Consider the following 18645-nt stretch of genomic DNA (forward strand, 5'->3'; position numbering starts at 1 on the left):
AACCTTCGGTTTGAGCTGCAAGCTGCTAGCTGCAAGTCGCAAGTAAAGCCAGACTGCTTCTCTCTTGCCGCTTGCAGCTCGAAGCTTGCCGCTGCTTTTTTAGTTCAAATGTTCGACGCGGATCCGTACGACCGGGCCGTCAACGCCTGCGAGTGCTTCAAGGGCGGCGATCGCATCGTTGATGCGCTGCTCGACTACGCGGTGGGTCAGCAGGATCATCGGCACCAGGCCGTCATGCTCTTCGACTTCCTTCTGCATGATCGATTCGATATTGATGCCGCGCTCCGACAGGATGCTCGCCACCTGAGCGAGAACGCCCGGGTGGTCCTTGGCCTGAATGCGCAGGTAATAAGCGCTTTCGCAGGCTTCGATCGGCAGAATCGGATGCGCCGACAGCGAGTCCGGCTGAAAGGCCAGGTGCGGTACGCGGTTTTCCGGGTCGGAGGTCATTGCACGCACCACGTCGACCAGGTCGGCGATCACCGACGACGCGGTGGGCTCCATGCCGGCACCAGCGCCGTAGAACAGCGTCGAACCGGCCGCGTCACCGTTGACCATCACCGCGTTCATCACCCCGTTGACGTTGGCGATCAGGCGATCGGCCGGGATCAACGTCGGATGCACACGCAATTCAATGCCGGCGGCAGTGCTGCGCGCCACACCCAGGTGCTTGATGCGATAGCCCAGCGCTTCGGCGTAGTTGACGTCAGCGGTGGTCAGTTTGGTGATGCCTTCGGTGTAGGCCTTGTCGAACTGCAGCGGAATACCGAACGCGATCGAGGCCAGGATGGTCAGCTTGTGCGCCGCATCGATGCCTTCGACGTCGAAGGTCGGATCGGCTTCGGCATAACCCAGCGCCTGCGCTTCGGCCAGCACGTCTTCGAACGTACGGCCCTTCTCGCGCATTTCGGTGAGGATGAAGTTGCCGGTGCCGTTGATGATCCCCGCAACCCAGTTGATGCGGTTGGCCGACAGGCCTTCACGAATCGCCTTGATCACCGGAATGCCACCGGCCACCGCGGCTTCGAATGCCACGATCACGCCTTTCTCGCGTGCCTTGGCGAAAATCTCATTACCGTGAACGGCTATCAGCGCCTTGTTCGCGGTGACCACATGCTTGCCATTCTCGATGGCCTTGAGTACCAGCTCGCGGGCAACGGTGTAGCCGCCCATCAGCTCTATGACGATGTCGATCTCAGGGTTCGTGGCCACTTCGAAGACATCGTTGGTAATCGCAATACCGGTCGTCTGGAACTGAGGCTTTGGCGTGCGCATGGCAATTTGTGCCACTTCGATCCCACGCCCGGCACGACGAGCAATTTCCTCGGCGTTGCGCTGAAGTACGTTGAAGGTACCGCCACCGACGGTCCCTAACCCACAGATGCCTACTTTGACCGGATTCACTGTGAACTCCCCATAAAACGGCCGACGCAGGGTCGGCCGGAAAACAACCGCGTGCTCGCGGCTCTCTATTGATGGCCCGGCGATGTGGCTGCCGGACCATGATCGTCAGCGGCGGACCGTGACGATGCGAATTACTTCGCGCCCAGCGCCAGTTTGGCGACTTGTGGCGCAGGCTGGTAGCCCGGAATGACTTGTCCGTCGGCCAAAACGATGGCCGGTGTGCCGTTCACGCCGATCGACTGACCGAGGGCGAACTGCCTGGAAACCGGGTTATCGCACTTGGCGGCCTTGATTTCCTTGCCATCGACCATTTTGTCCATGGCAGCTTTCTTGTCTTTCGAGCACCACACCGCTTGCAGCTGTTCATCGCCCGGCGAATTCAGGCCCTGACGCGGGAACGCCACATAACGCACTTCAATGCCGCGCTTGTTCAGCTCCGGCACTTCGGCGTGCAGTTTGTGGCAGTACGGGCAGGTGGTGTCGGTGAATACGGTGATGTGCGATTTGGTTTCGCCGACCGCCGGATAAACCACGGTCTCGGCCACCGGGATGGCGTTGATCAATTTGGAGATGCCCAGACGTTCGGTCTTCTCGGTCAGGTTGACCGGTTTGCCGTTCGCCAGTTGGTACAGGTTGCCCTGAACGATGTACTGGCCGTCGGCACTGGCGTAGAGCACGCGGCTGCCCTTGAGCTTGACTTCGTACATGCCCGGCAGCGGGCTGGCGCTGATGCTTTCGACCGGAACCTCGAGTTCGAGCTTTTCCAGGCTTTGACGAATGGCTTTGTCGGCCGCGTCATCGGCGGCGGCAAAGGTGCTGACCAACGCAAGGGCTGCGGCGGCGAAAATCTGGGTCAGACGCATGAGAACTCCTGAAGGCGGACAAATGGAACGATCAGAACGCCCGTGCCGGAACACCGGGTCATAACCGCCCATCGTGCAAACCGGCAAAGCCTAACACATAAGGCCACGGTGGCCGAATGCGCCGGTCGCTACACTTTCAGGACGACTCGCTCCCACAAGGGTTGTGTGTTCAGCCGCGCGGGTGGTGTTTGGCGTGCAGGTCCTGCAGGCGCGCGCGCGCGACGTGGGTGTAGATTTGCGTTGTGGACAAATCGCTATGGCCGAGCAACATCTGCACCACGCGCAAATCCGCGCCGTGGTTGAGCAAGTGCGTGGCAAATGCGTGACGCAGGGTGTGCGGTGACAGCGATTTGTTGATGCCGGCAACCTTGGCCTGATGCTTGATCCGGTGCCAGAAGGTCTGGCGGGTCATCTGTTCGCCGCGCTGGCTGGGAAACAACACATCGCTGGGCCGCCCACCGAGCAATTCGCCACGCCCGTCGCGCATGTAGCGCTCAACCCAGACGATCGCCTCCTCACCCATCGGTACCAGCCGCTCCTTGCTGCCCTTGCCCATCACCCGCAGCACACCCTGGCGCAGGTTGACCTGCTCCAGCGTCAGGCTGACCAGTTCGGTCACGCGCAAGCCGCAGGCATAGAGGACTTCGAGCATGGCGCGATCACGCTGGCCAATGGCTTCGCTCAGGTCCGGGGCCTTGAGCAACGCTTCGACGTCGGCCTCTGACAGCGACTTGGGCAATGGCCTACCCAGTTGCGGCATGTCGACGCGCAAGGTCGGGTCGACACTGATCAGTTTTTCCCGCAGCAAATAGCGATAAAAGCCACGCACACCGGAGAGGAATCTGGCCGTGGAGCGCGGTTTGTAGTTCTGCTCCAGGCGCCAGGCCAAATGATCAAGGATCAGCTCGCGGCCGGCGTTGATCAGCTCGAGGTTTTTCTCCTGTAGCCAGCCATTGAACAGTGCCAGATCGCTGCGGTAGGCGCCGCGGGTGTTGTCGGACAGGCCTTTTTCCAGCCATAAAGCGTCGAGGAATTGGTCAATCAGCGGATGGTCGATGGCAGGCATGGGCGCTCAGGGTGCGCAGCGTAAATGTCTGCGCGCGAATGTCGAGTGAACTGTAGGAATGGGCGCTAGTCTTTCATAGCCCGCTAAATCAAGGAACAGGGAGCCTCAATGAACGAGCAGCAAATTCTATTGGCATTTGGCGGGATTGGCGCGGCAGCGCTCGGTTGCCAGTGGTTGGCCTGGCGCCTGAAGTTGCCGGCGATTCTGTTTCTGCTGTTGACCGGTATCCTCGTCGGCCCGGTGCTTGGCTGGCTCGATCCGCAGGAAATGTTCGGCCCGCTGTTGATGCCACTGGTGTCGCTGGCGGTCGCGCTGATTCTGTTCGAGGGCAGTCTGACTCTGCATCTATCGGAGTGGAAAGAGATCGGCAGCGTCGTCCATCGACTGGTCACGGTCGGGGCGATTTCGACCTGGATCGTCATCGCAGTCGCCACGCATTTTCTGCTCGGTTTCGACTGGATGCTGGCGATCCTGTTCGGCAGCCTGACGCTCGTCACCGGCCCAACGGTGATCGTACCGATGCTGCGAGTGGTGCGGCCGAAAGCCTCGATCGCCAACATTCTGCGCTGGGAGGGCATCGTCATCGACCCGATCGGCGCCCTGCTCGCCGTGGTGGTGTACAGCTTCATTATTGCCAGCGCCGAAGGCCATGGCCTCAAGCAGAGCCTGTTCACCTTCGGTGGGGTGATTGTCTGCGGTGCAGCGTTCGGCATTGTCGGCGGCTGGGTGCTCGGCACGGTGATCCGCCGACAATGGCTGCCGGAATATCTACACAACCTTGCCTCACTGGCCGCGGTGCTCGGGATCTTTATTGCCGCCAACGCGGTGATGCATGAGTCCGGTTTGCTGGCGGTCACGCTGATGGGCATGTGGCTGGCGAACATGAAAGGCGTGGATGTGCGGCACATCCTGCACTTCAAAGAAAACCTCAGCGTATTGCTGATTTCCGGGTTGTTCATCCTGTTGGCGGCGCGGCTCGACCTGAATGCGCTGATCGGGCTGGGGCCGCTGGTGTTGATTCTGCTGTTGGTGATCCAGTTGGTCGCCCGCCCGTTGAACGTGCTGCTCAGTACGGCGGGCTCCAGCCTGAGCTGGCGTGAACGCGCGCTGCTGTGCTGGATTGCCCCACGCGGAATCGTCGCGGCTGCGGTGTCGGCGATTTTCGCCATTCGCCTGGACGCAGCCGGCCATGAAGGTGCGCTGTTGCTGGTGCCGCTGACGTTCGCGGTCATTATCGGCACGGTGGTCCTGCAAAGTGCGACGGCGCGCCCGCTGGCACGCTTGCTAAAAGTCGCGGAACCAGCGCCGAGTGGCTTCCTGATCGTCGGCGCCAACGGCCCGGCGCGAGAACTGGGCAAATCATTGCAACAGCTGGGCAGTCGCGTGCTGCTGACCGACTCGAGCTGGGAAAACATTCGTGCGGCGCGCATGGAAGGTTTGCCGACCTACTTCGGCAACCCGGCCTCGCAGCACGCCGATGCACATCTGGATCTGGTCGGGCTGGGGCATTTGCTCGCGCTGTCGCCGTCGGGTGAACTCAACACATTGGCGGCGATGCGCTTTCGTCATGACTTCGGCCATCAGCGTTTGTTTGGTCTGGCCAGCGGACATGAGAGTCGGCGTAGCGACAAGCATCGGGCGAGTCTGGAGCATCGCGGCAATCAACTGGGCAGTGAGGCCCTGACCTATTCGAAACTGGCCGGGCAAATGGGCCAGGGCGCCGAGCTGTACAGCACAACGTTGACGGACGGCTTTGGCTGGGAGGATTACCGCGGGCTGCATGGCAGTCGTGCGACGTTGCTGTTCATGCGCGATGACAGTGGCTGGGTGCATGTGGTGACGCCGGAAACGGCTCTGAAGCCGGGGGCGGGGTGGACGTTGCTGGCCTTGATACAACCGGAAGCTTCCAGCGCCTGACAGATCGATTCGCGAGCAGGCTCGCTCCCACATTGAGCATGCGTTCCCGTGTGTGAGCAAATCTCACATTTGGAATGCGTTCTCCCCTGTGGGAGCGAGCCTGCTCGCGAAAGCCGCAACTCGGACACGGATAGACTGAAGACCTTTGCAGCACAAAACGCAGGCAACAAAAAAGCAGCCCGAAGGCTGCTTTTTTCTGCATCGGAAGCTGGACTTAAGCCAGTTTTTCCTTGATGCGAGCTGCTTTACCCGACAGGTCGCGCAGGTAGTACAGCTTGGCTTTACGTACGTCACCGCGACGCTTGACAGCCATGCTGTCGATTTGCGGCGAGTAGGTCTGGAAAGTACGTTCTACGCCAACACCGTTGGAGATTTTACGGACGGTGAACGCACTGTTCACGCCGCGGTTACGCTTGGCGATGACAACGCCTTCGAACGCTTGCAGACGGGAACGATCGCCTTCCTTCACTTTCACCTGAACGACAATGGTGTCGCCCGGGGCAAAGGTAGGGATTTCTTTGGTCATCTGCTCTGCTTCGAGTGCAAGGATGATTTTGTTGGTCATGCTGTGCTCCTAAGGTAAATCGTTCGATCTACCATCGATACGTTGTTAACTATCGTCCCGCTCGCGGATGTATTCCTCGAGCAGCTTCTTCTCTTCTCCAGAAAGCGAGCGGCTTTCCAGAAGATCGGCGCGTCGTTCATAGGTCCGACCAAGGGACTGCTGTAAACGCCAACGCCGGATATGCGCGTGATTGCCACTTAGCAACACGTCGGGAACACGCTGATCCGCATACACCTCCGGTCGGGTGTAGTGCGGGCAATCCAGCAGACCATCCGTAAAGGAATCTTCCTCAGCGGAATCCGCATGCCCTAAAGCTCCAGGCAGCAGTCGTGTAACCGCATCGATCAGGACCATCGCCGGCAGCTCGCCGCCAGACAGTACATAGTCGCCAATCGACCACTCTTCATCGACATGAGCCTCAATAAAGCGCTCGTCAATGCCTTCATAGCGGCCGGCAATCAGGATCAATGCATCCGATTGTGCCAGCTCGCGTACCGCCGACTGAGTCAGTTGACGGCCTTGCGGGGACAGGTAAATCACCTTCGCCGCCTCCCCGGCTGCTGCCTTGGCCTGAACCAGAGCATCTTCCAGGGGCTTGATCTTCATCACCATGCCCGGACCACCGCCAAACGGGCGATCGTCCACAGTGTGATGCCGATCCGTCGTGTAATCTCGCGGATTCCAACAGGTCAGCTGCAAGAGCCCCTGTTTGACCGCACGACTGGTGATGCCGTAATCGCCAATGGCGGAAAACATCTCGGGAAACAAACTGATCACTTCAACGCGCAAGTTAGCCACGTCAGAAGTCCGCGTCCCAATCCACCTTCATCTCGCCCGCGGCCAGGTCGACGGCCAACACGCATTGCCCGGTATACGGCAACAGGCGTTCGCGATCATCCAGGCTGCCAGCGCAAGGCTTGACGACCATTACATCATTGGCGCCGGTTTCCAGAAGATGATCGATTTTCCCGAGCAATTGCCCAAGGGTGTCGATGACCTTCAGACCTTCCAGCTGGTACCAGTAGTACTCGCCTTCGGTCAATTCAGCGAACAGGTTGCGCGGCACGCAGATCTCGTAACCGGCCAGAAGACGAGCTTCTTCACGATCATCAAGACCCTTGAGCTTGGCGACCAGGAACTTGTCGCTCCCGCGTCCACTGACCAGCTCGACCTGTTTGACATTGCCTTCGCGCTTGAGCGTCCAGGTTTTGTACTGCAACAGGTTTTCAGTCGGATCAGTAAAGGAATACACCTTCACTTCGCCGCGAACGCCATGAACAGAATAAATTTTGCCAATAACGATCAAATCATCGGCAACAGCAGGCGTCGCGTTCATATTGCTCAGGCCGCAGCCTTGGCAGATTCCTTCAACAACTGAGCAACGCGCTCAGAAGGCTGTGCACCAACGCTCAGCCAGTAGGCTACGCGCTCTTGGTTCACGGACAGACGGATTTCCTGACCACGGGCAACAGGGTTGAAGAAGCCAACCTGTTCTTTGTGGGAGCCGTCACGCGGGTTACGCGAGTCGGTTACGGTCAGGTGGTAAAACGGGCGCTTTTTGGAGCCGCCAAGGGCAAGACGGATTGTTAGCATGTGAACATCGTTCCTGTAGTCGGTGCTGCAAATCTAAATGCACAGCGGGCATGGGTGCCCGAAAGGCCGCATATTCTAAGGAATATCCGGATATTTGCAAATGACTTTTTCCGGCGCCTGTGGCATGCCGTGCAGATTTGCATGAGAGCCGTCGATGAAAACGGCCAGTCAGCTCCCGCCGAGTGCGGGTTTGCTGTTGATCCTGCGTCCTTGCAGGGTCTGCGCCGGTGCGACGACCGGCGAAGTCTTGGTGTCCTGTCTTACATTTTCGGCATGCCGCCGCCGGGCAACATGCCGCCCATGCCACGCATCATTTTCGCCATCCCGCCCTTGGCGGAGAATTTCTTCATCATCTTCTGCATCTGCTTGTGCTGCTTGATCAAGCGGCCGATGTCCTGCACCTGAGTACCGGAACCCATGGCGATACGGCGCTTGCGCGAACCGCTGATCAGCTCCGGATCGCGGCGCTCGGCCGGGGTCATCGAGTTGATGATGGCTTCCATCTGTTTGAACTGCTTCTCTGCGGCGTTCTGGGCATTGCCCATTTGCGACAGGTTGACGCCACCGATGCTCGGCAGCTTGTCCATGAGCCCGCCGAGGCCGCCCATGTTCTTCATCTGTTGTAGCTGATCACGGAAGTCTTCGAGGTCGAAGCCCTTGCCCTTCTTCAGCTTCTTGGCCAGTTTGTCGGCCTTGTCCTTGTCGAGGGTCGCTTCGGCCTGTTCGATCAGGCTGAGCACGTCGCCCATGCCAAGGATGCGCGAGGCGATACGCTCGGGATGGAACGGATCGAGCGCTTCGCTCTTCTCGCCCATACCGATGAACTTGATCGGCTTGCCAGTGATGGCACGCACCGACAGCGCGGCACCGCCACGGGCGTCGCCGTCGACCTTGGTCAGGATCACGCCGGTCAGCGGCAGCGCATCACCGAAGGCCTTGGCCGTGTTGGCGGCGTCCTGGCCGGTCATGGCATCGACCACGAACAGCGTTTCGACCGGGTTGATCGCGGCGTGCAACGCCTTGATCTCGCCCATCATCTCTTCGTCGATGTGCAAACGACCGGCGGTATCGACGATAACCACGTCGATGAATTTCAGTTTGGCTTCTTTAATAGCGGCGCTGGCGATGTCGACCGGCTTCTGACTCAGGTCGGACGGAAAGAACGTCACGCCGATATCGTTGGCCAGGGTTTCCAACTGCTTGATCGCCGCCGGACGGTAAACGTCCGCCGACACGACCATGACCGACTTTTTCTTGCGCTCTTTAAGGAAGCGCGCGAGTTTGCCGGCGGTGGTGGTTTTACCGGCACCCTGCAGACCGGCCATCAGAATGACCGCTGGCGGCACGGCGCTCAGGTTCAAGTCTTCGTTGGCCGCGCCCATCAGGCTTTCGAGTTCGGCCTGGACGATCTTCACGAACGCCTGGCCCGGCGTCAGGCTGCGCGACACCTCGGTGCCGACGGCGCGTTCCTTGACCGAATTGACGAAGTCCTTGACCACCGGCAGCGCGACGTCGGCTTCGAGCAACGCCATGCGCACTTCACGCAGGGTGTCTTTGATGTTGTCCTCGGTAAGCTTCGCCTTGCCGGTGACATGGCGCAGCGTCTGCGAGAGACGGTCGGTTAAGTTTTCAAACATTGCGCGATCCTTTCAGGCCCTGTACAGACCGGGATAATGGCGGCCCAGACCGGAATCAACATGTGCTCGGCGAGCCTGCGGCGTGGGCAGGTCGCGGATTATAGCGAAGACTGCGTCCGGCGCACACCTCGCTGTCAGCTTGCCGAGTCTTTCGTGTCGCGGCGGTTCTATGCCAAACTCAGCGTCTTTCGGGCCCGCCCATCAGGATTTATGCTCCCCTTGTCACCCAGCTTACTGACCACCCTCGCCGCCGCCCTCCTGTATGCCGCTGCGACCCTGTATCAAAGCACCCGTCTGGCCACTGGCGCCAAGGCGAACAAGCGCCTGCTGGTCAGCCTCGGCGTGCTCGCCGTCGTCGCCCACGGCGCCAGCCTGCTGACTCATCTGCTGACGCCGATCGGCCTGGGCCTGGACTTCTTCAGCGCCTCCAGCCTGATCGCCGCAGCGGTGATCGCACTGACATTGCTCGCCTGTTCCCGCATACCGGTAGAGAACCTGTTGGTGCTGCTGTTCCCGCTCGGCGCGATCACCGTGCTGCTGGCGCAATTCGCGCCGACCGGCACGGTGCAGATCATCGATGAAGAACCGGGCATTCTCGCCCACATCCTGCTGTCGATCCTTGCCTACGGCATGTTTACCATCGCGGTGTTCCAGGCCTTGCTGCTGCTGGTGCAAGACCACCAGCTCAAACACAAGCACCCGTCCGGGCTGATCAAGAACTTCCCGCCACTGCAAACCATGGAAAGTCTGCTGTTCGGCTTCCTCTGGGCCGGCTGGACGCTGCTGTCGTTGTCGCTGATCTCCGGCTGGCTGTTCGTCGAGAACCTGTTCGCCCAGCATCTGGTGCACAAGACCCTGCTGGCCTGCCTGGCGTGGATCGTGTTCAGCGTGCTGCTGTGGGGGCGCAATCGTCTCGGCTGGCGTGGCCACAAGGCGATTCGCTGGACGCTCGCCGGTTTCTGCCTGCTGATGTTGGCGTATTTCGGCAGCAAACTGGTTCGCGAATACATTCTGCACATCTGACGAGCGTATAAATGGACGGTTTGCCCCTGGGGCCGATGCTCGCGGTATTCGCTCTGCTGATTGTCTGGTCAGGGCTGTTTACCGCCGTCGAAATCGCGCAACAGCATTTGCTCGCGCAGCGCACCGCCTCGCGCGCCAGCGATAAGCCGCTGGCCAAGCTGAACTTCCCGCTCGACAGCCTGATCCTGTGCAACACCCTGTGCCGCGCGCTGGCGGTGGTGATTGCCACCTTGCTGGCGATTTTCCTGTGTGCGCAAAACGGCCCCTGGGCAGCATGCCTCGGCGTCGGCGCCATCCTGCTGGTGTTCGCCGATTACTTCCCGCGCAGCGTGGCACAGCGTTATCCCGATGCCGTGCTGGCGCTCGGCAATACCCTGCTTACGGTGCCGCTGAAAATCGTCTATCCGTTGGCCTGGCTGTTGAGCCGCCTCAGCGGTTTGCTGATGAGCCCGTTCGTGCGCAAGGCTCAAGTCGTTCAGCACAGCGAAGATGACGTGCCGGCCGACCGCCACGACGATGCCGAGCATCCGGTTCGCGCACACCCGGCCTCCGGGATTCACGCGCTGGACAACATCACGGTCAACGACATTCTGGTGCCGCGCAGTGACGTTGAAGGTATCAACCTCGACGATCCGATCGAAGCGATCATCGAGCAACTGCGCCATAACGAACGCACGCGCCTGCCGGTGTTTCACAGCGACATCAACCAGGTCGAAGCGGTACTCAACACCCGTCAGGTCGGCCACTTGCTGAGCAACGGCGATCTGACGCGCGAAGCCTTGCTGGCAGCCAGCTACGAACCGTACTTCGTTCCGGAAAGCACCCCGCTGCAACTGCAACTGTTGAACTTCCACAAGCAGCAGCGGCGCCTGGGCATGGTGGTCGATGAATACGGCGAGGTGCTCGGCATCGTCACGCTGGAAGACATTCTCGAAGAGATCGTTGGCGAATTCGAAAGCGAGCACAGCCTCGATAACCCGCACATCCACCCGCAAGCCGACGGGCGCATGGTGATTGATGGTGCGGCGTCGATCCGCGAACTGAACAAATGCCTGGGCTGGCACCTGCCCAGCGACGGGCCAAAAACCCTTAACGGGCTGGTGACCGAGGCATTGGAAACCATTCCGGAAAGCGCGGTTTGCCTGAAAATCGGCCGTTATCGCCTGGAAATCCTCGAGACCGAAGACAACCGCGTGAGCAAAGTGCTGATCTGGCTGACCGCCTCTGTGCCGGCCCTGGTACCGGCACGCTAGATCGCCTCTTGTTCAATCGTTAGCGCGCTTCCTATAATCGCCGAGCTTACCCAAGCGCCGTCGATCCCTGTGCTTACCCGGCACGCCACGGATCGCGACTGTTTCCGTTGCAAACCGACGACTGTTCCTACTCGAAACAGCGCTCGCGCCCTACCCCACATCCCTGGGTGTTCGACCATAATAATTCGCTCCAACGGAGCTCATGACTGTCAGGGATCACCGCATGACCACCACGACCGCTTTGCGCGACAGCGCGCCTGCCCAGCCGACCAATTCCGCCACCCGCGTGGCGACGGCCAGTTTTATCGGCACCGCCATCGAGTTCTACGACTTCTACGTTTACGCCACCGCCGCCGCGCTGGTGATCGGGCCGGTGTTCTTCCCGCAGACGTCGGGCACCGCACAGATGCTCTCGGCGTTTCTCACATTCGGCATCGCCTTCCTCGCCCGCCCGCTCGGCTCGGCGCTGTTCGGCCACTTCGGTGACCGCATCGGGCGCAAATCGACCCTGGTCGCCTCGCTACTGTTGATGGGCGTCTGCACCACATTGATCGGCGTCCTGCCGGGGTATGACAGCATCGGCGCATGGGCGCCAATTCTGCTGTGTGTGCTGCGCTTCGGCCAAGGCTTGGGACTGGGCGGCGAATGGGGCGGGGCCGCATTGCTGGCCACGGAAAACGCACCGAAAGGCAAACGCGCCTGGTTCGGCATGTTCCCGCAACTCGGGCCTTCGATCGGTTTTCTTGCCGCCAATGGTCTGTTTCTGACCCTGGCCATGACCCTCGACGACGAGCAGTTCCGCAGCTGGGGCTGGCGCATTCCGTTTCTGCTCAGCGCCGCGCTGGTGATGGTCGGCCTGTATGTACGCCTCAAGCTGCATGAAACGCCGGTATTTGCCAACGCGATTGCTCGTCAGGAGCGGGTGAAAGTGCCGCTGGTCGAGCTGTTCAGCCATTACTGGGCGCCGACGTTGCTGGGCGCGGCGGCGATGGTGGTGTGCTACGCGCTGTTCTATATCTCGACGGTGTTTTCCCTGAGTTACGGCGTGTCCACGCTGGGTTACAGCCGCGAGACCTTCCTCGGTCTGCTGTGCTTTGCCGTACTGTTCATGGCCGCTGCCACACCGTTGTCGGCCTGGGCGAGTGACCGTTACGGGCGCAAACCGGTGCTGATCATTGGCGGCGTGCTGGCGGTGCTTTCCGGGTTTCTGATGGAGCCGTTGCTGACGCAGGGCTCGACCTGGGGCGTGGCGCTGTTCCTGTGCATCGAGCTGTTCTTGATGGGCGTGACGTTCGCGCCGATGGGTGCGCTGTTGCCGGAGCTGTTTCCGACCCATGTGCGTTATACCGGCGCGTCAGCGGCGTACAACCTGGGCGGGATCGTCGGCGCCTCGGCGGCACCGTTCTTTGCGCAGAAACTGGTGGCGATGGGCGGTTTGAGTTATGTAGGCGGGTATGTGTCGGCGGCAGCGGTGCTGAGCTTGATTGCGGTGCTGTGCCTGAAGGAAACGAGGAATAACGATCTGAATCAGGTGGCCTGATTCAACAGCATCGCCAGCAGGCTGGCTCCCACAGGGGTAATCGGTTGGCCACAAATTTTGTGATCACTCAATCCAATGTGGGAGCCAGCCTGCTGGCGATCGGCGCGACGCGGTTTAGAGGTCTACAACAACCGCTTGAGACGCGCGGGTCGCCTTGGCCCGCGCGGCCTCGATCGATTCATCCCGCGCCAGCGCCACGCCCATGCGGCGCTGGCCGTTCACTTCAGGTTTGCCGAACAGACGCAACGCCGTATCCGGCTCGCTCAGTGCGGCGCCGAGGTTGGCAAATGCAGTCTGGGTCGATTGTCCTTCCACCAGAATCACCGCCGAAGCCGATGGCCCGAACTGACGGATCAGCGGTACTGGCAGGCCCAGAATCGCCCGAGCGTGCAGGGCGAATTGCGACAGATCCTGGGAAATCAGCGTCACCAGACCGGTGTCATGCGGGCGCGGCGACACTTCGCTGAACCACACCTGATCGCCCTTGATAAACAGCTCGACACCGAAGATGCCACGACCACCCAGCGCTTCAGTCACTGCTTTGGCCACGCGCTCGGATTCAGCCAGGGCTACCGGGCTCATGGCCTGTGGCTGCCAGGATTCCTGATAATCGCCCTTTTCCTGACGGTGACCGACCGGCGCGCAGAACGTGGTGCCACCGACGTGACGCACGGTCAGCAGGGTGATTTCGTAGTCGAAGTCGATGAAACCTTCGATGATCACCCGCCCTTTGCCGGCGCGACCGCCCTCTTGCGCGTAATCCCAGGCCTTCTGCACGTCATCGACGCTGCGCAGCAGGCTCTGACCTTTGCCCGACGAACTCATGACCGGTTTGACGACGCACGGGAAGCCGAGGTCTTCAACGGCCTTGCTGTAGTCCTCGAAGGTATCGGCGAAATGATAAGGCGAGGTCGGCAGGTCGAGTTCTTCGGCGGCCAGACGACGGATGCCTTCGCGGTTCATGGTCAACTGCGCCGCACGGGCGGTCGGGATCACGGTGAAGCCTTCGGCTTCCAGCTCGACCAGAGTGGCGGTGGCGATGGCTTCGATTTCCGGCACGATGAAGTGCGGCTTCTCGGCTTCGATCACGGCGCGCAGGGCGGCGCCGTCGAGCATGTTGATCACATGGCTGCGATGCGCAACCTGCATGGCCGGCGCGTTGGCGTAACGGTCGACGGCAATCACTTCAACGCCCAGGCGCTGCAGCTCGATCACCACTTCCTTGCCCAACTCACCACAGCCACACAGCAATACGCGGGTCGCGGTTGGCGACAGTGGAGTTCCGATACGGGTCATCTCAGGTCCTCAAAGCAGCGGATCATCGAGGAAAGCAACGCCAGCCGCGCTTTCCATGGGGAGAAAGCGCGGCATTTTACATGAACCCGAGGGTTTGGCTTCAGCTGGCGACAGCCTGTTTGCGCTCGCGCCAGGCCATGATCAGCCACACGGCGGTAACGCCGGCGAATTTCGAGGCCAGGGCGGTGATGATCACCGGCGGGGTCAGCAGGTCGATCATGCCGAAGAAGATGAAGGTATCGAGGGGAATGCTCAGCGCCGAACTTATCCACAGGCGGTCGCGCAACGGCCGTTTGGTGATGCTGAACACCAGCCAGTCGATGCACTCGGAGACAGCGAACGCCGTGGCACTGGCCAGCGCGATGGATGGATCGGAAGTGACATAGGACAGCACCAGCGCCGCCAGCATCGCCACGATTGCACCGTGGCCGAAGCGCGTTTGCACCATGTCACGCAGCACGAACACCAGCCCGCCCCAGGCCGACCAGATGATGTCCAGGTGCGGTGCGGTGGAGAAGGCGAAGTTGATCAGCACGACGCTGCTGATGTAGGCGATGAGGAAAATCATGGAGGGTGACCTGGTGGTTTGGCGCACAGGTTACTGGACCGCAAGGTCAAGAGCCACCCCTCACCCCAGCCCTCTCCCCAAGGGGCGAGGGGGAAAGGGAGCAGATCGGGGGCGTTTCAAAATCTGAGTTCGACTCGGTGTTTCTGGTCAACGTATAACGCAAAACACCTCGGTCAGTCCCCTCTCCCCCCGGGAGAGGGCTAGGGTGAGGGCATTTTGAGGTCGGTCACGATTTCGAATGGATCATCCAGACTAATCCACTGGCCTTCGCCCGCTCATGGCACAACCCCAGCACCACCCGGCGCTCGTCGTTGCTCATACGGCTCCAGCGAGTAATCTCTTCGACGGTACGCTGGCACCCGGTACAGACGTCAGCCTCATCCAGCGCACAGATATTGACGCAGGGCGAGGCAACAGGTCGTTCAGCGGTGGTCATTGTTCTTGCTCTGCCAGATCGCGGGCGTAACGCTGGGAGTTACGCACATAGTGCGCGGCGCTGGCTTCGAGCATGTTTTTCTGCGCCTCGGTGAGTTCACGCACGACCTTGCCCGGTGAGCCCATCACCAGTGAGCCATCGGGAATTTCCTTGCCCTCACCGATCAGCGAATTGGCGCCAATGATGCAGTTCTTGCCGATCTTCGCACCGTTGAGGATCACCGCGTTGATGCCGATCAGGCTGTAATCGCCGACCGTGCAGCCGTGCAGCATGGCGTTGTGGCCGATGGTTACGCCGGTACCGATGGTCAGCGGGTAGCCCATGTCGGTGTGCATCACCGTGCCGTCCTGCACATTGCTGTTCTTGCCGATCAGGATCAGTTCGTTGTCACCGCGCAGCACGGCGTTGAACCAGACGTTGGCGCCCTCTTCCAGTCTGACCTTGCCCACCAGCACGGCATTGGGGGCGACCCAGCTCTGTGGATGGGTTTCGACACGGGCGTCGCCCAGGCGGTATTTCATGGTGTGGTCCTCAGGGCTTGCGGTGATGGGCCATTCGAACGATGGCTAGGTATTGATGAAGCTTTTCGGCGGCTCGTGCAGGTTGATTCTGGCGTCATAGAGCAGATTGACCAGTTCGACGATCATCATCGCTGTCAGCCCCCAGATCTTGTACTCGCCAAAGCGGTAGCTCGGCACGTACCAACTGCGGCCTTGATAGTCGATGCGATGGGTGTGCTCGCGCGGGTCTTTGCGGAAGAACTCCAGCGGCACGCTGAACACCGCAGCGATTTCGGCGTCGTTGGGCTGGTATTCGACGAAATCGGGAATCACCCCGACGTACGGCGTGACCTTGATGCCATGCAGAGAGATCAACGTACTGAGCGGGCCGATGACTTCGACCAGCCCCGGTGGCAGACCGATTTCCTCTTCGGCTTCACGCAGCGCGGTGAAGATCAGGTCCGGGTCTTCCGGGTCGCGTCGACCGCCCGGGAAGGCGACTTCGCCGCCGTGGGTCGAGAGCCCGCTGGCCCGCAGGGTCAGGACCAGTTCCGGCTCGTCGCTGCGGGTGATCGGCACCAGTACGGCGGCCTCGGGAAAGCGTGCGTCGGTCTCCAGCGTGCGCGGTGTATGGTTGCTTACCCTATGCAGTAGCTCATCCAGCATGAGTGTTCTCGATCGGTACCTTACCCGGCATCATGCACCAATCGATGCGAGCGCCCAAGCCCGCGAAACCCGTCGTGTCGCGAAACGACAACTTGCCGACCGGCACCGCTGCACGCCAAGATAGGCGCAGCATTCAGGAACCTCAGCATGAAATTTTGCAGCCACTGCGGTAACCCGGTCACCCAGCGCATTCCCGAAGGCGATTCGCGGCTGCGATATGTCTGCGAAAGCTGTCAGACCATTCACTATCAAAATCCCAATATTGTCGCCGGCTGCGTGCCGACCTGGGGTCGCCAGGTGCTGCTCTGTCGCCGCGCCATCGAGCCACGCCTGGGCTACTGGACCTTGCCCGCCGGTTTCATGGAAAACGGCGAGACCATCGAGCAGGCCGCCGTGCGTGAAACCGCTGAAGAGGCCTGCGCCCGCGTGCGCAACCTGAGCATCTATACGCTGATCGACGTGCCGCACATCAGTCAGGTTCACGTATTCTTCCGCGCCGAGCTGGTCGATCTGGATTTTGCCGCCGGCCCCGAAAGCCTCGAAGTGCAACTGTTCGACGAAGCCGATATCCCTTGGGACGATCTGGCGTTCCGCACAGTGGGGCGCACGCTGGAATGCTTCTTCGCGGATCGGCGCGTCGAAAGTTACCCGGTGCGTTCGGAATCGATTCCACCGCTGGCGCAACCAGCCATCACTTGATTTCGTCGCGCACCGGCCGATAAGACCACACACCGCTGTCCTACCTGTATCTGCGTCACTTTTGGGGAATTGTTTCAATGCGCTGGTTGCTTGCCCTGTTTTGCCTGTCATTCGTCACAGTCTCGCAAGCGTCATTCGTGACCACCGTGACACCGTCGAATACGCCGTTGATCGAAAAAGTCCTGGTGCTCAAATCGGCACATCAACTGCAATTGATCACCGACGGTAAACCGCTGAAGACCTACCGCATTTCGTTGGGCAAGGGCGCGAAGAAAGGTCCGAAACTGATCGAAGGCGACAAACGCACGCCGGAAGGCTTCTATTGGATCGACTGGCGCAAGACCAGCGATAAATTCAACCTGTCTATGCACATTTCCTACCCGAACATCAGCGACTCGGCCCGCGCTCGCCGCGAAGGCGTCGAGCCCGGCGGCATGATCATGATCCACGGCACGCCGGATTCCGAGGACAACCCGGAGCAGTTGTTCCACACCCTCGACTGGACCGACGGCTGCATCGCCATGCGTAACGTCGACATGCGCGAAGTCTGGAACCTGGTGCCGGACGGCACGATGATCGAGATTCGTCCGTAATTTCAGCGCGACCGCCGGTCGGCGCGAAAAATAAATCAAAAAAATCGCAGCCTGCTTCAGCGTCTGTCCGGTGATACCACTCTCACCGGCAGGGCTGATTCAGGCTGCGATTTTTTTTGTGCTCCCCGCTCACCACTAATACCACTTGAAACCCACCCTCCAGCCAAGGCCCCGGCAACCGTTAAAACCGGCTTTTCCCTGCGTTGACATGGTATGCAAGTGGTATTAGTTTTCGCCCGACTACCGAGCGACAACAATCCTATATCAGCGCCGGAAATGCCCTACATGAACGATCTCCACGCCCTACGCCCCGATGACGCCCAGCCGACGCCGCTGTACCTGCAACTGGCGCGCAATCTGGAAGCGGCGATCCATGCCGGGCAATGGAAAGCCGAACAGGCAATGCCCTCGGAGCGCAATCTCAGTGAAGGGCTAGGGATTTCCCGAGTGACTGCACGCAAGGCGCTGGAAGTCCTGCTCGAGCAAGGCCTGATCCGCCGTCTGCAAGGTTCCGGCACGTTCATCACACCGCGCCTGGAACAACCGCTGTCGCGGCTTTCCGGTTTCAGCGAAATGCTCCGCCTCAAGGGCTTCGTCCCCAGCTCGCACTGGCTGGAGCGCGAAATCACCCTGCCGACCCACGAAGAACTGATCCGCCTCGGCCTGTCGCCGAACGACAAGGTGGCGCGCATGAAGCGTCTGCGCAAAGCCGACGACACGGTGATGGCCATCGAGATGAGCACCCTGCCCGCCTCGATCATGCCCAAGCCGCAAGCGGTGGGCGATTCGCTTTACGAATACCTCGACGGCATCGGCAAACCGATCGTCCGCGCCTTGCAGCACATCCAGGCGATCAATGCCTCGGACGAATTCGCCGCGCTGGTCGGCATCGCCCCCGGCACCGCCATGCTGCTGATGACCCGGGTCGGTTATCTGGAAGACAACACGCCGATCGAAGTCACCGACACCTATTGCCGCAACGACTACTACGACTTTGTCGCAGAGCTGCGCCGCTGAGAGCGGCGC

The 18645-nt window shown here is 60.5% G+C and carries 20 protein-coding genes; 7 read left to right on the forward strand and 13 right to left on the reverse strand.

What is annotated here, in order from left to right:
- Positions 1 to 99 precede the first annotated feature (99 nt).
- The 3 genes from J3P75_RS22565 to xerD all read right to left on the reverse strand — a co-directional run bounded on the left by J3P75_RS22565 (position 100) and on the right by xerD (position 3333).
- Entirely contained in the window at positions 100 to 1404 is a 1305-nt protein-coding gene (locus J3P75_RS22565) for a homoserine dehydrogenase (protein WP_090281924.1), read from the reverse strand.
- A 131-nt stretch (positions 1405 to 1535) separates the two neighbouring features.
- Positions 1536 to 2267 carry a bifunctional protein-disulfide isomerase/oxidoreductase DsbC gene (dsbC, locus tag J3P75_RS22570; protein WP_203420873.1) on the reverse strand — a complete coding sequence of 244 codons (732 nt, stop codon included), beginning with the start codon at positions 2265 to 2267 and terminating at the stop codon, positions 1536 to 1538.
- Positions 2268 to 2436: 169 nt separating this feature from the next.
- On the reverse strand, positions 2437 to 3333 hold the full coding sequence (gene xerD / locus J3P75_RS22575) for a site-specific tyrosine recombinase XerD (RefSeq protein WP_394508521.1): 897 nt from the start codon (positions 3331 to 3333) through the stop codon (positions 2437 to 2439).
- Between the two features lie 108 nt (positions 3334 to 3441).
- Between xerD and J3P75_RS22580 the strand changes: the two genes are divergently transcribed.
- On the forward strand, positions 3442 to 5250 hold the full coding sequence (locus J3P75_RS22580; protein WP_434708243.1) for a cation:proton antiporter: 1809 nt from the start codon (positions 3442 to 3444) through the stop codon (positions 5248 to 5250).
- Between the two features lie 214 nt (positions 5251 to 5464).
- On the opposite strand, the gene rplS is transcribed toward J3P75_RS22580, so the two are convergent.
- The 5 genes from rplS to ffh form a co-directional block, all read right to left on the reverse strand.
- The gene (gene rplS, locus J3P75_RS22585) at positions 5465 to 5815 is read right to left on the reverse strand and encodes a 50S ribosomal protein L19 (RefSeq protein ID WP_003175895.1); all 351 of its coding nucleotides are present in this window, start codon (positions 5813 to 5815) and stop codon (positions 5465 to 5467) included.
- A 45-nt stretch (positions 5816 to 5860) separates the two neighbouring features.
- Positions 5861 to 6571, reverse strand: coding sequence for a tRNA (guanosine(37)-N1)-methyltransferase TrmD (gene trmD, locus J3P75_RS22590; RefSeq protein WP_231988031.1), 711 nt, complete (start codon positions 6569 to 6571; stop codon positions 5861 to 5863).
- A gap of 43 nt (positions 6572 to 6614) precedes the next feature.
- Positions 6615 to 7151: a ribosome maturation factor RimM gene (gene rimM / locus J3P75_RS22595; RefSeq protein ID WP_090281919.1), complete on the reverse strand. Its 537-nt coding sequence runs from the start codon at positions 7149 to 7151 to the stop codon at positions 6615 to 6617.
- Positions 7152 to 7156: 5 nt separating this feature from the next.
- Positions 7157 to 7408: a 30S ribosomal protein S16 gene (rpsP, locus tag J3P75_RS22600; RefSeq protein ID WP_003185073.1), complete on the reverse strand. Its 252-nt coding sequence runs from the start codon at positions 7406 to 7408 to the stop codon at positions 7157 to 7159.
- Positions 7409 to 7668: 260 nt separating this feature from the next.
- Positions 7669 to 9045 (reverse strand): signal recognition particle protein, encoded by a 1377-nt coding sequence (gene ffh, locus J3P75_RS22605; RefSeq protein WP_090281918.1) that lies wholly within the window; start codon positions 9043 to 9045, stop codon positions 7669 to 7671.
- A 210-nt stretch (positions 9046 to 9255) separates the two neighbouring features.
- Here ffh and J3P75_RS22610 point away from each other — a divergent pair, with 210 nt between their 5' ends.
- The 3 genes from J3P75_RS22610 to J3P75_RS22620 all read left to right on the forward strand — a co-directional run bounded on the left by J3P75_RS22610 (position 9256) and on the right by J3P75_RS22620 (position 12861).
- Positions 9256 to 10068, forward strand: a complete 813-nt coding sequence (locus J3P75_RS22610) for a cytochrome C assembly family protein (protein WP_090281917.1) — start codon at positions 9256 to 9258, stop codon at positions 10066 to 10068.
- Between the two features lie 11 nt (positions 10069 to 10079).
- Positions 10080 to 11321: a transporter associated domain-containing protein gene (locus tag J3P75_RS22615; RefSeq protein ID WP_434708244.1), complete on the forward strand. Its 1242-nt coding sequence runs from the start codon at positions 10080 to 10082 to the stop codon at positions 11319 to 11321.
- Between the two features lie 223 nt (positions 11322 to 11544).
- Complete coding sequence (locus J3P75_RS22620) at positions 11545 to 12861, forward strand: MFS transporter (protein ID WP_434708245.1); 1317 nt, start codon at positions 11545 to 11547, stop codon at positions 12859 to 12861.
- A 114-nt stretch (positions 12862 to 12975) separates the two neighbouring features.
- On the opposite strand, the gene purT is transcribed toward J3P75_RS22620, so the two are convergent.
- The 5 genes from purT to J3P75_RS22645 all read right to left on the reverse strand — a co-directional run bounded on the left by purT (position 12976) and on the right by J3P75_RS22645 (position 16327).
- Positions 12976 to 14157 carry a formate-dependent phosphoribosylglycinamide formyltransferase gene (gene purT, locus J3P75_RS22625; protein WP_434708246.1) on the reverse strand — a complete coding sequence of 394 codons (1182 nt, stop codon included), beginning with the start codon at positions 14155 to 14157 and terminating at the stop codon, positions 12976 to 12978.
- Positions 14158 to 14257: 100 nt separating this feature from the next.
- On the reverse strand, positions 14258 to 14725 hold the full coding sequence (locus J3P75_RS22630; protein ID WP_090281913.1) for a VUT family protein: 468 nt from the start codon (positions 14723 to 14725) through the stop codon (positions 14258 to 14260).
- 226 nt (positions 14726 to 14951) lie between these two features.
- Complete coding sequence (locus J3P75_RS22635) at positions 14952 to 15161, reverse strand: DUF1289 domain-containing protein (protein WP_434708247.1); 210 nt, start codon at positions 15159 to 15161, stop codon at positions 14952 to 14954.
- A complete protein-coding gene (locus tag J3P75_RS22640) occupies positions 15158 to 15682 on the reverse strand; it encodes a gamma carbonic anhydrase family protein (RefSeq protein WP_434708248.1) in 525 nt (174 codons plus the stop codon). Before J3P75_RS22640 ends, J3P75_RS22635 begins: the two co-directional genes overlap by 4 nt.
- Positions 15683 to 15727: 45 nt before the next feature.
- Positions 15728 to 16327 (reverse strand): CoA pyrophosphatase, encoded by a 600-nt coding sequence (locus J3P75_RS22645; RefSeq protein WP_434708249.1) that lies wholly within the window; start codon positions 16325 to 16327, stop codon positions 15728 to 15730.
- A 147-nt stretch (positions 16328 to 16474) separates the two neighbouring features.
- Between J3P75_RS22645 and J3P75_RS22650 the strand changes: the two genes are divergently transcribed.
- The 3 genes from J3P75_RS22650 to J3P75_RS22660 all read left to right on the forward strand — a co-directional run bounded on the left by J3P75_RS22650 (position 16475) and on the right by J3P75_RS22660 (position 18636).
- Entirely contained in the window at positions 16475 to 17026 is a 552-nt protein-coding gene (locus J3P75_RS22650; protein WP_090281909.1) for an NUDIX hydrolase, read from the forward strand.
- Between the two features lie 77 nt (positions 17027 to 17103).
- Positions 17104 to 17619 (forward strand): L,D-transpeptidase family protein, encoded by a 516-nt coding sequence (locus tag J3P75_RS22655; RefSeq protein WP_090281908.1) that lies wholly within the window; start codon positions 17104 to 17106, stop codon positions 17617 to 17619.
- Between the two features lie 285 nt (positions 17620 to 17904).
- A complete protein-coding gene (locus J3P75_RS22660; protein ID WP_434708250.1) occupies positions 17905 to 18636 on the forward strand; it encodes a GntR family transcriptional regulator in 732 nt (243 codons plus the stop codon).
- Positions 18637 to 18645 lie beyond the last annotated feature (9 nt).

The organism is Pseudomonas sp. R1-1 (assembly GCF_051132135.1).
In the GTDB taxonomy this organism is placed as follows: Bacteria; Pseudomonadota; Gammaproteobacteria; order Pseudomonadales; family Pseudomonadaceae; genus Aquipseudomonas.

Coding starts and splice junctions, on each gene's coding strand:
- dsbC (WP_203420873.1), bottom strand. CDS start 2,267: ATGCGTCTGACCCAGATTTTCGCCGCCGCAGCCCTTGCGTTGGTCAGC.
- xerD (WP_394508521.1), bottom strand. CDS start 3,333: ATGCCTGCCATCGACCATCCGCTGATTGACCAATTCCTCGACGCTTTA.
- J3P75_RS22580 (WP_434708243.1), top strand. CDS start 3,442: ATGAACGAGCAGCAAATTCTATTGGCATTTGGCGGGATTGGCGCGGCA.
- rplS (WP_003175895.1), bottom strand. CDS start 5,815: ATGACCAACAAAATCATCCTTGCACTCGAAGCAGAGCAGATGACCAAA.
- trmD (WP_231988031.1), bottom strand. CDS start 6,571: ATGTTTTCCGCCATTGGCGATTACGGCATCACCAGTCGTGCGGTCAAA.
- rimM (WP_090281919.1), bottom strand. CDS start 7,151: ATGAACGCGACGCCTGCTGTTGCCGATGATTTGATCGTTATTGGCAAA.
- rpsP (WP_003185073.1), bottom strand. CDS start 7,408: ATGCTAACAATCCGTCTTGCCCTTGGCGGCTCCAAAAAGCGCCCGTTT.
- ffh (WP_090281918.1), bottom strand. CDS start 9,045: ATGTTTGAAAACTTAACCGACCGTCTCTCGCAGACGCTGCGCCATGTC.
- J3P75_RS22610 (WP_090281917.1), top strand. CDS start 9,256: ATGCTCCCCTTGTCACCCAGCTTACTGACCACCCTCGCCGCCGCCCTC.
- J3P75_RS22615 (WP_434708244.1), top strand. CDS start 10,080: ATGGACGGTTTGCCCCTGGGGCCGATGCTCGCGGTATTCGCTCTGCTG.
- J3P75_RS22620 (WP_434708245.1), top strand. CDS start 11,545: ATGACCACCACGACCGCTTTGCGCGACAGCGCGCCTGCCCAGCCGACC.
- purT (WP_434708246.1), bottom strand. CDS start 14,157: ATGACCCGTATCGGAACTCCACTGTCGCCAACCGCGACCCGCGTATTG.
- J3P75_RS22630 (WP_090281913.1), bottom strand. CDS start 14,725: ATGATTTTCCTCATCGCCTACATCAGCAGCGTCGTGCTGATCAACTTC.
- J3P75_RS22635 (WP_434708247.1), bottom strand. CDS start 15,161: ATGACCACCGCTGAACGACCTGTTGCCTCGCCCTGCGTCAATATCTGT.
- J3P75_RS22640 (WP_434708248.1), bottom strand. CDS start 15,682: ATGAAATACCGCCTGGGCGACGCCCGTGTCGAAACCCATCCACAGAGC.
- J3P75_RS22645 (WP_434708249.1), bottom strand. CDS start 16,327: ATGCTGGATGAGCTACTGCATAGGGTAAGCAACCATACACCGCGCACG.
- J3P75_RS22650 (WP_090281909.1), top strand. CDS start 16,475: ATGAAATTTTGCAGCCACTGCGGTAACCCGGTCACCCAGCGCATTCCC.
- J3P75_RS22655 (WP_090281908.1), top strand. CDS start 17,104: ATGCGCTGGTTGCTTGCCCTGTTTTGCCTGTCATTCGTCACAGTCTCG.
- J3P75_RS22660 (WP_434708250.1), top strand. CDS start 17,905: ATGAACGATCTCCACGCCCTACGCCCCGATGACGCCCAGCCGACGCCG.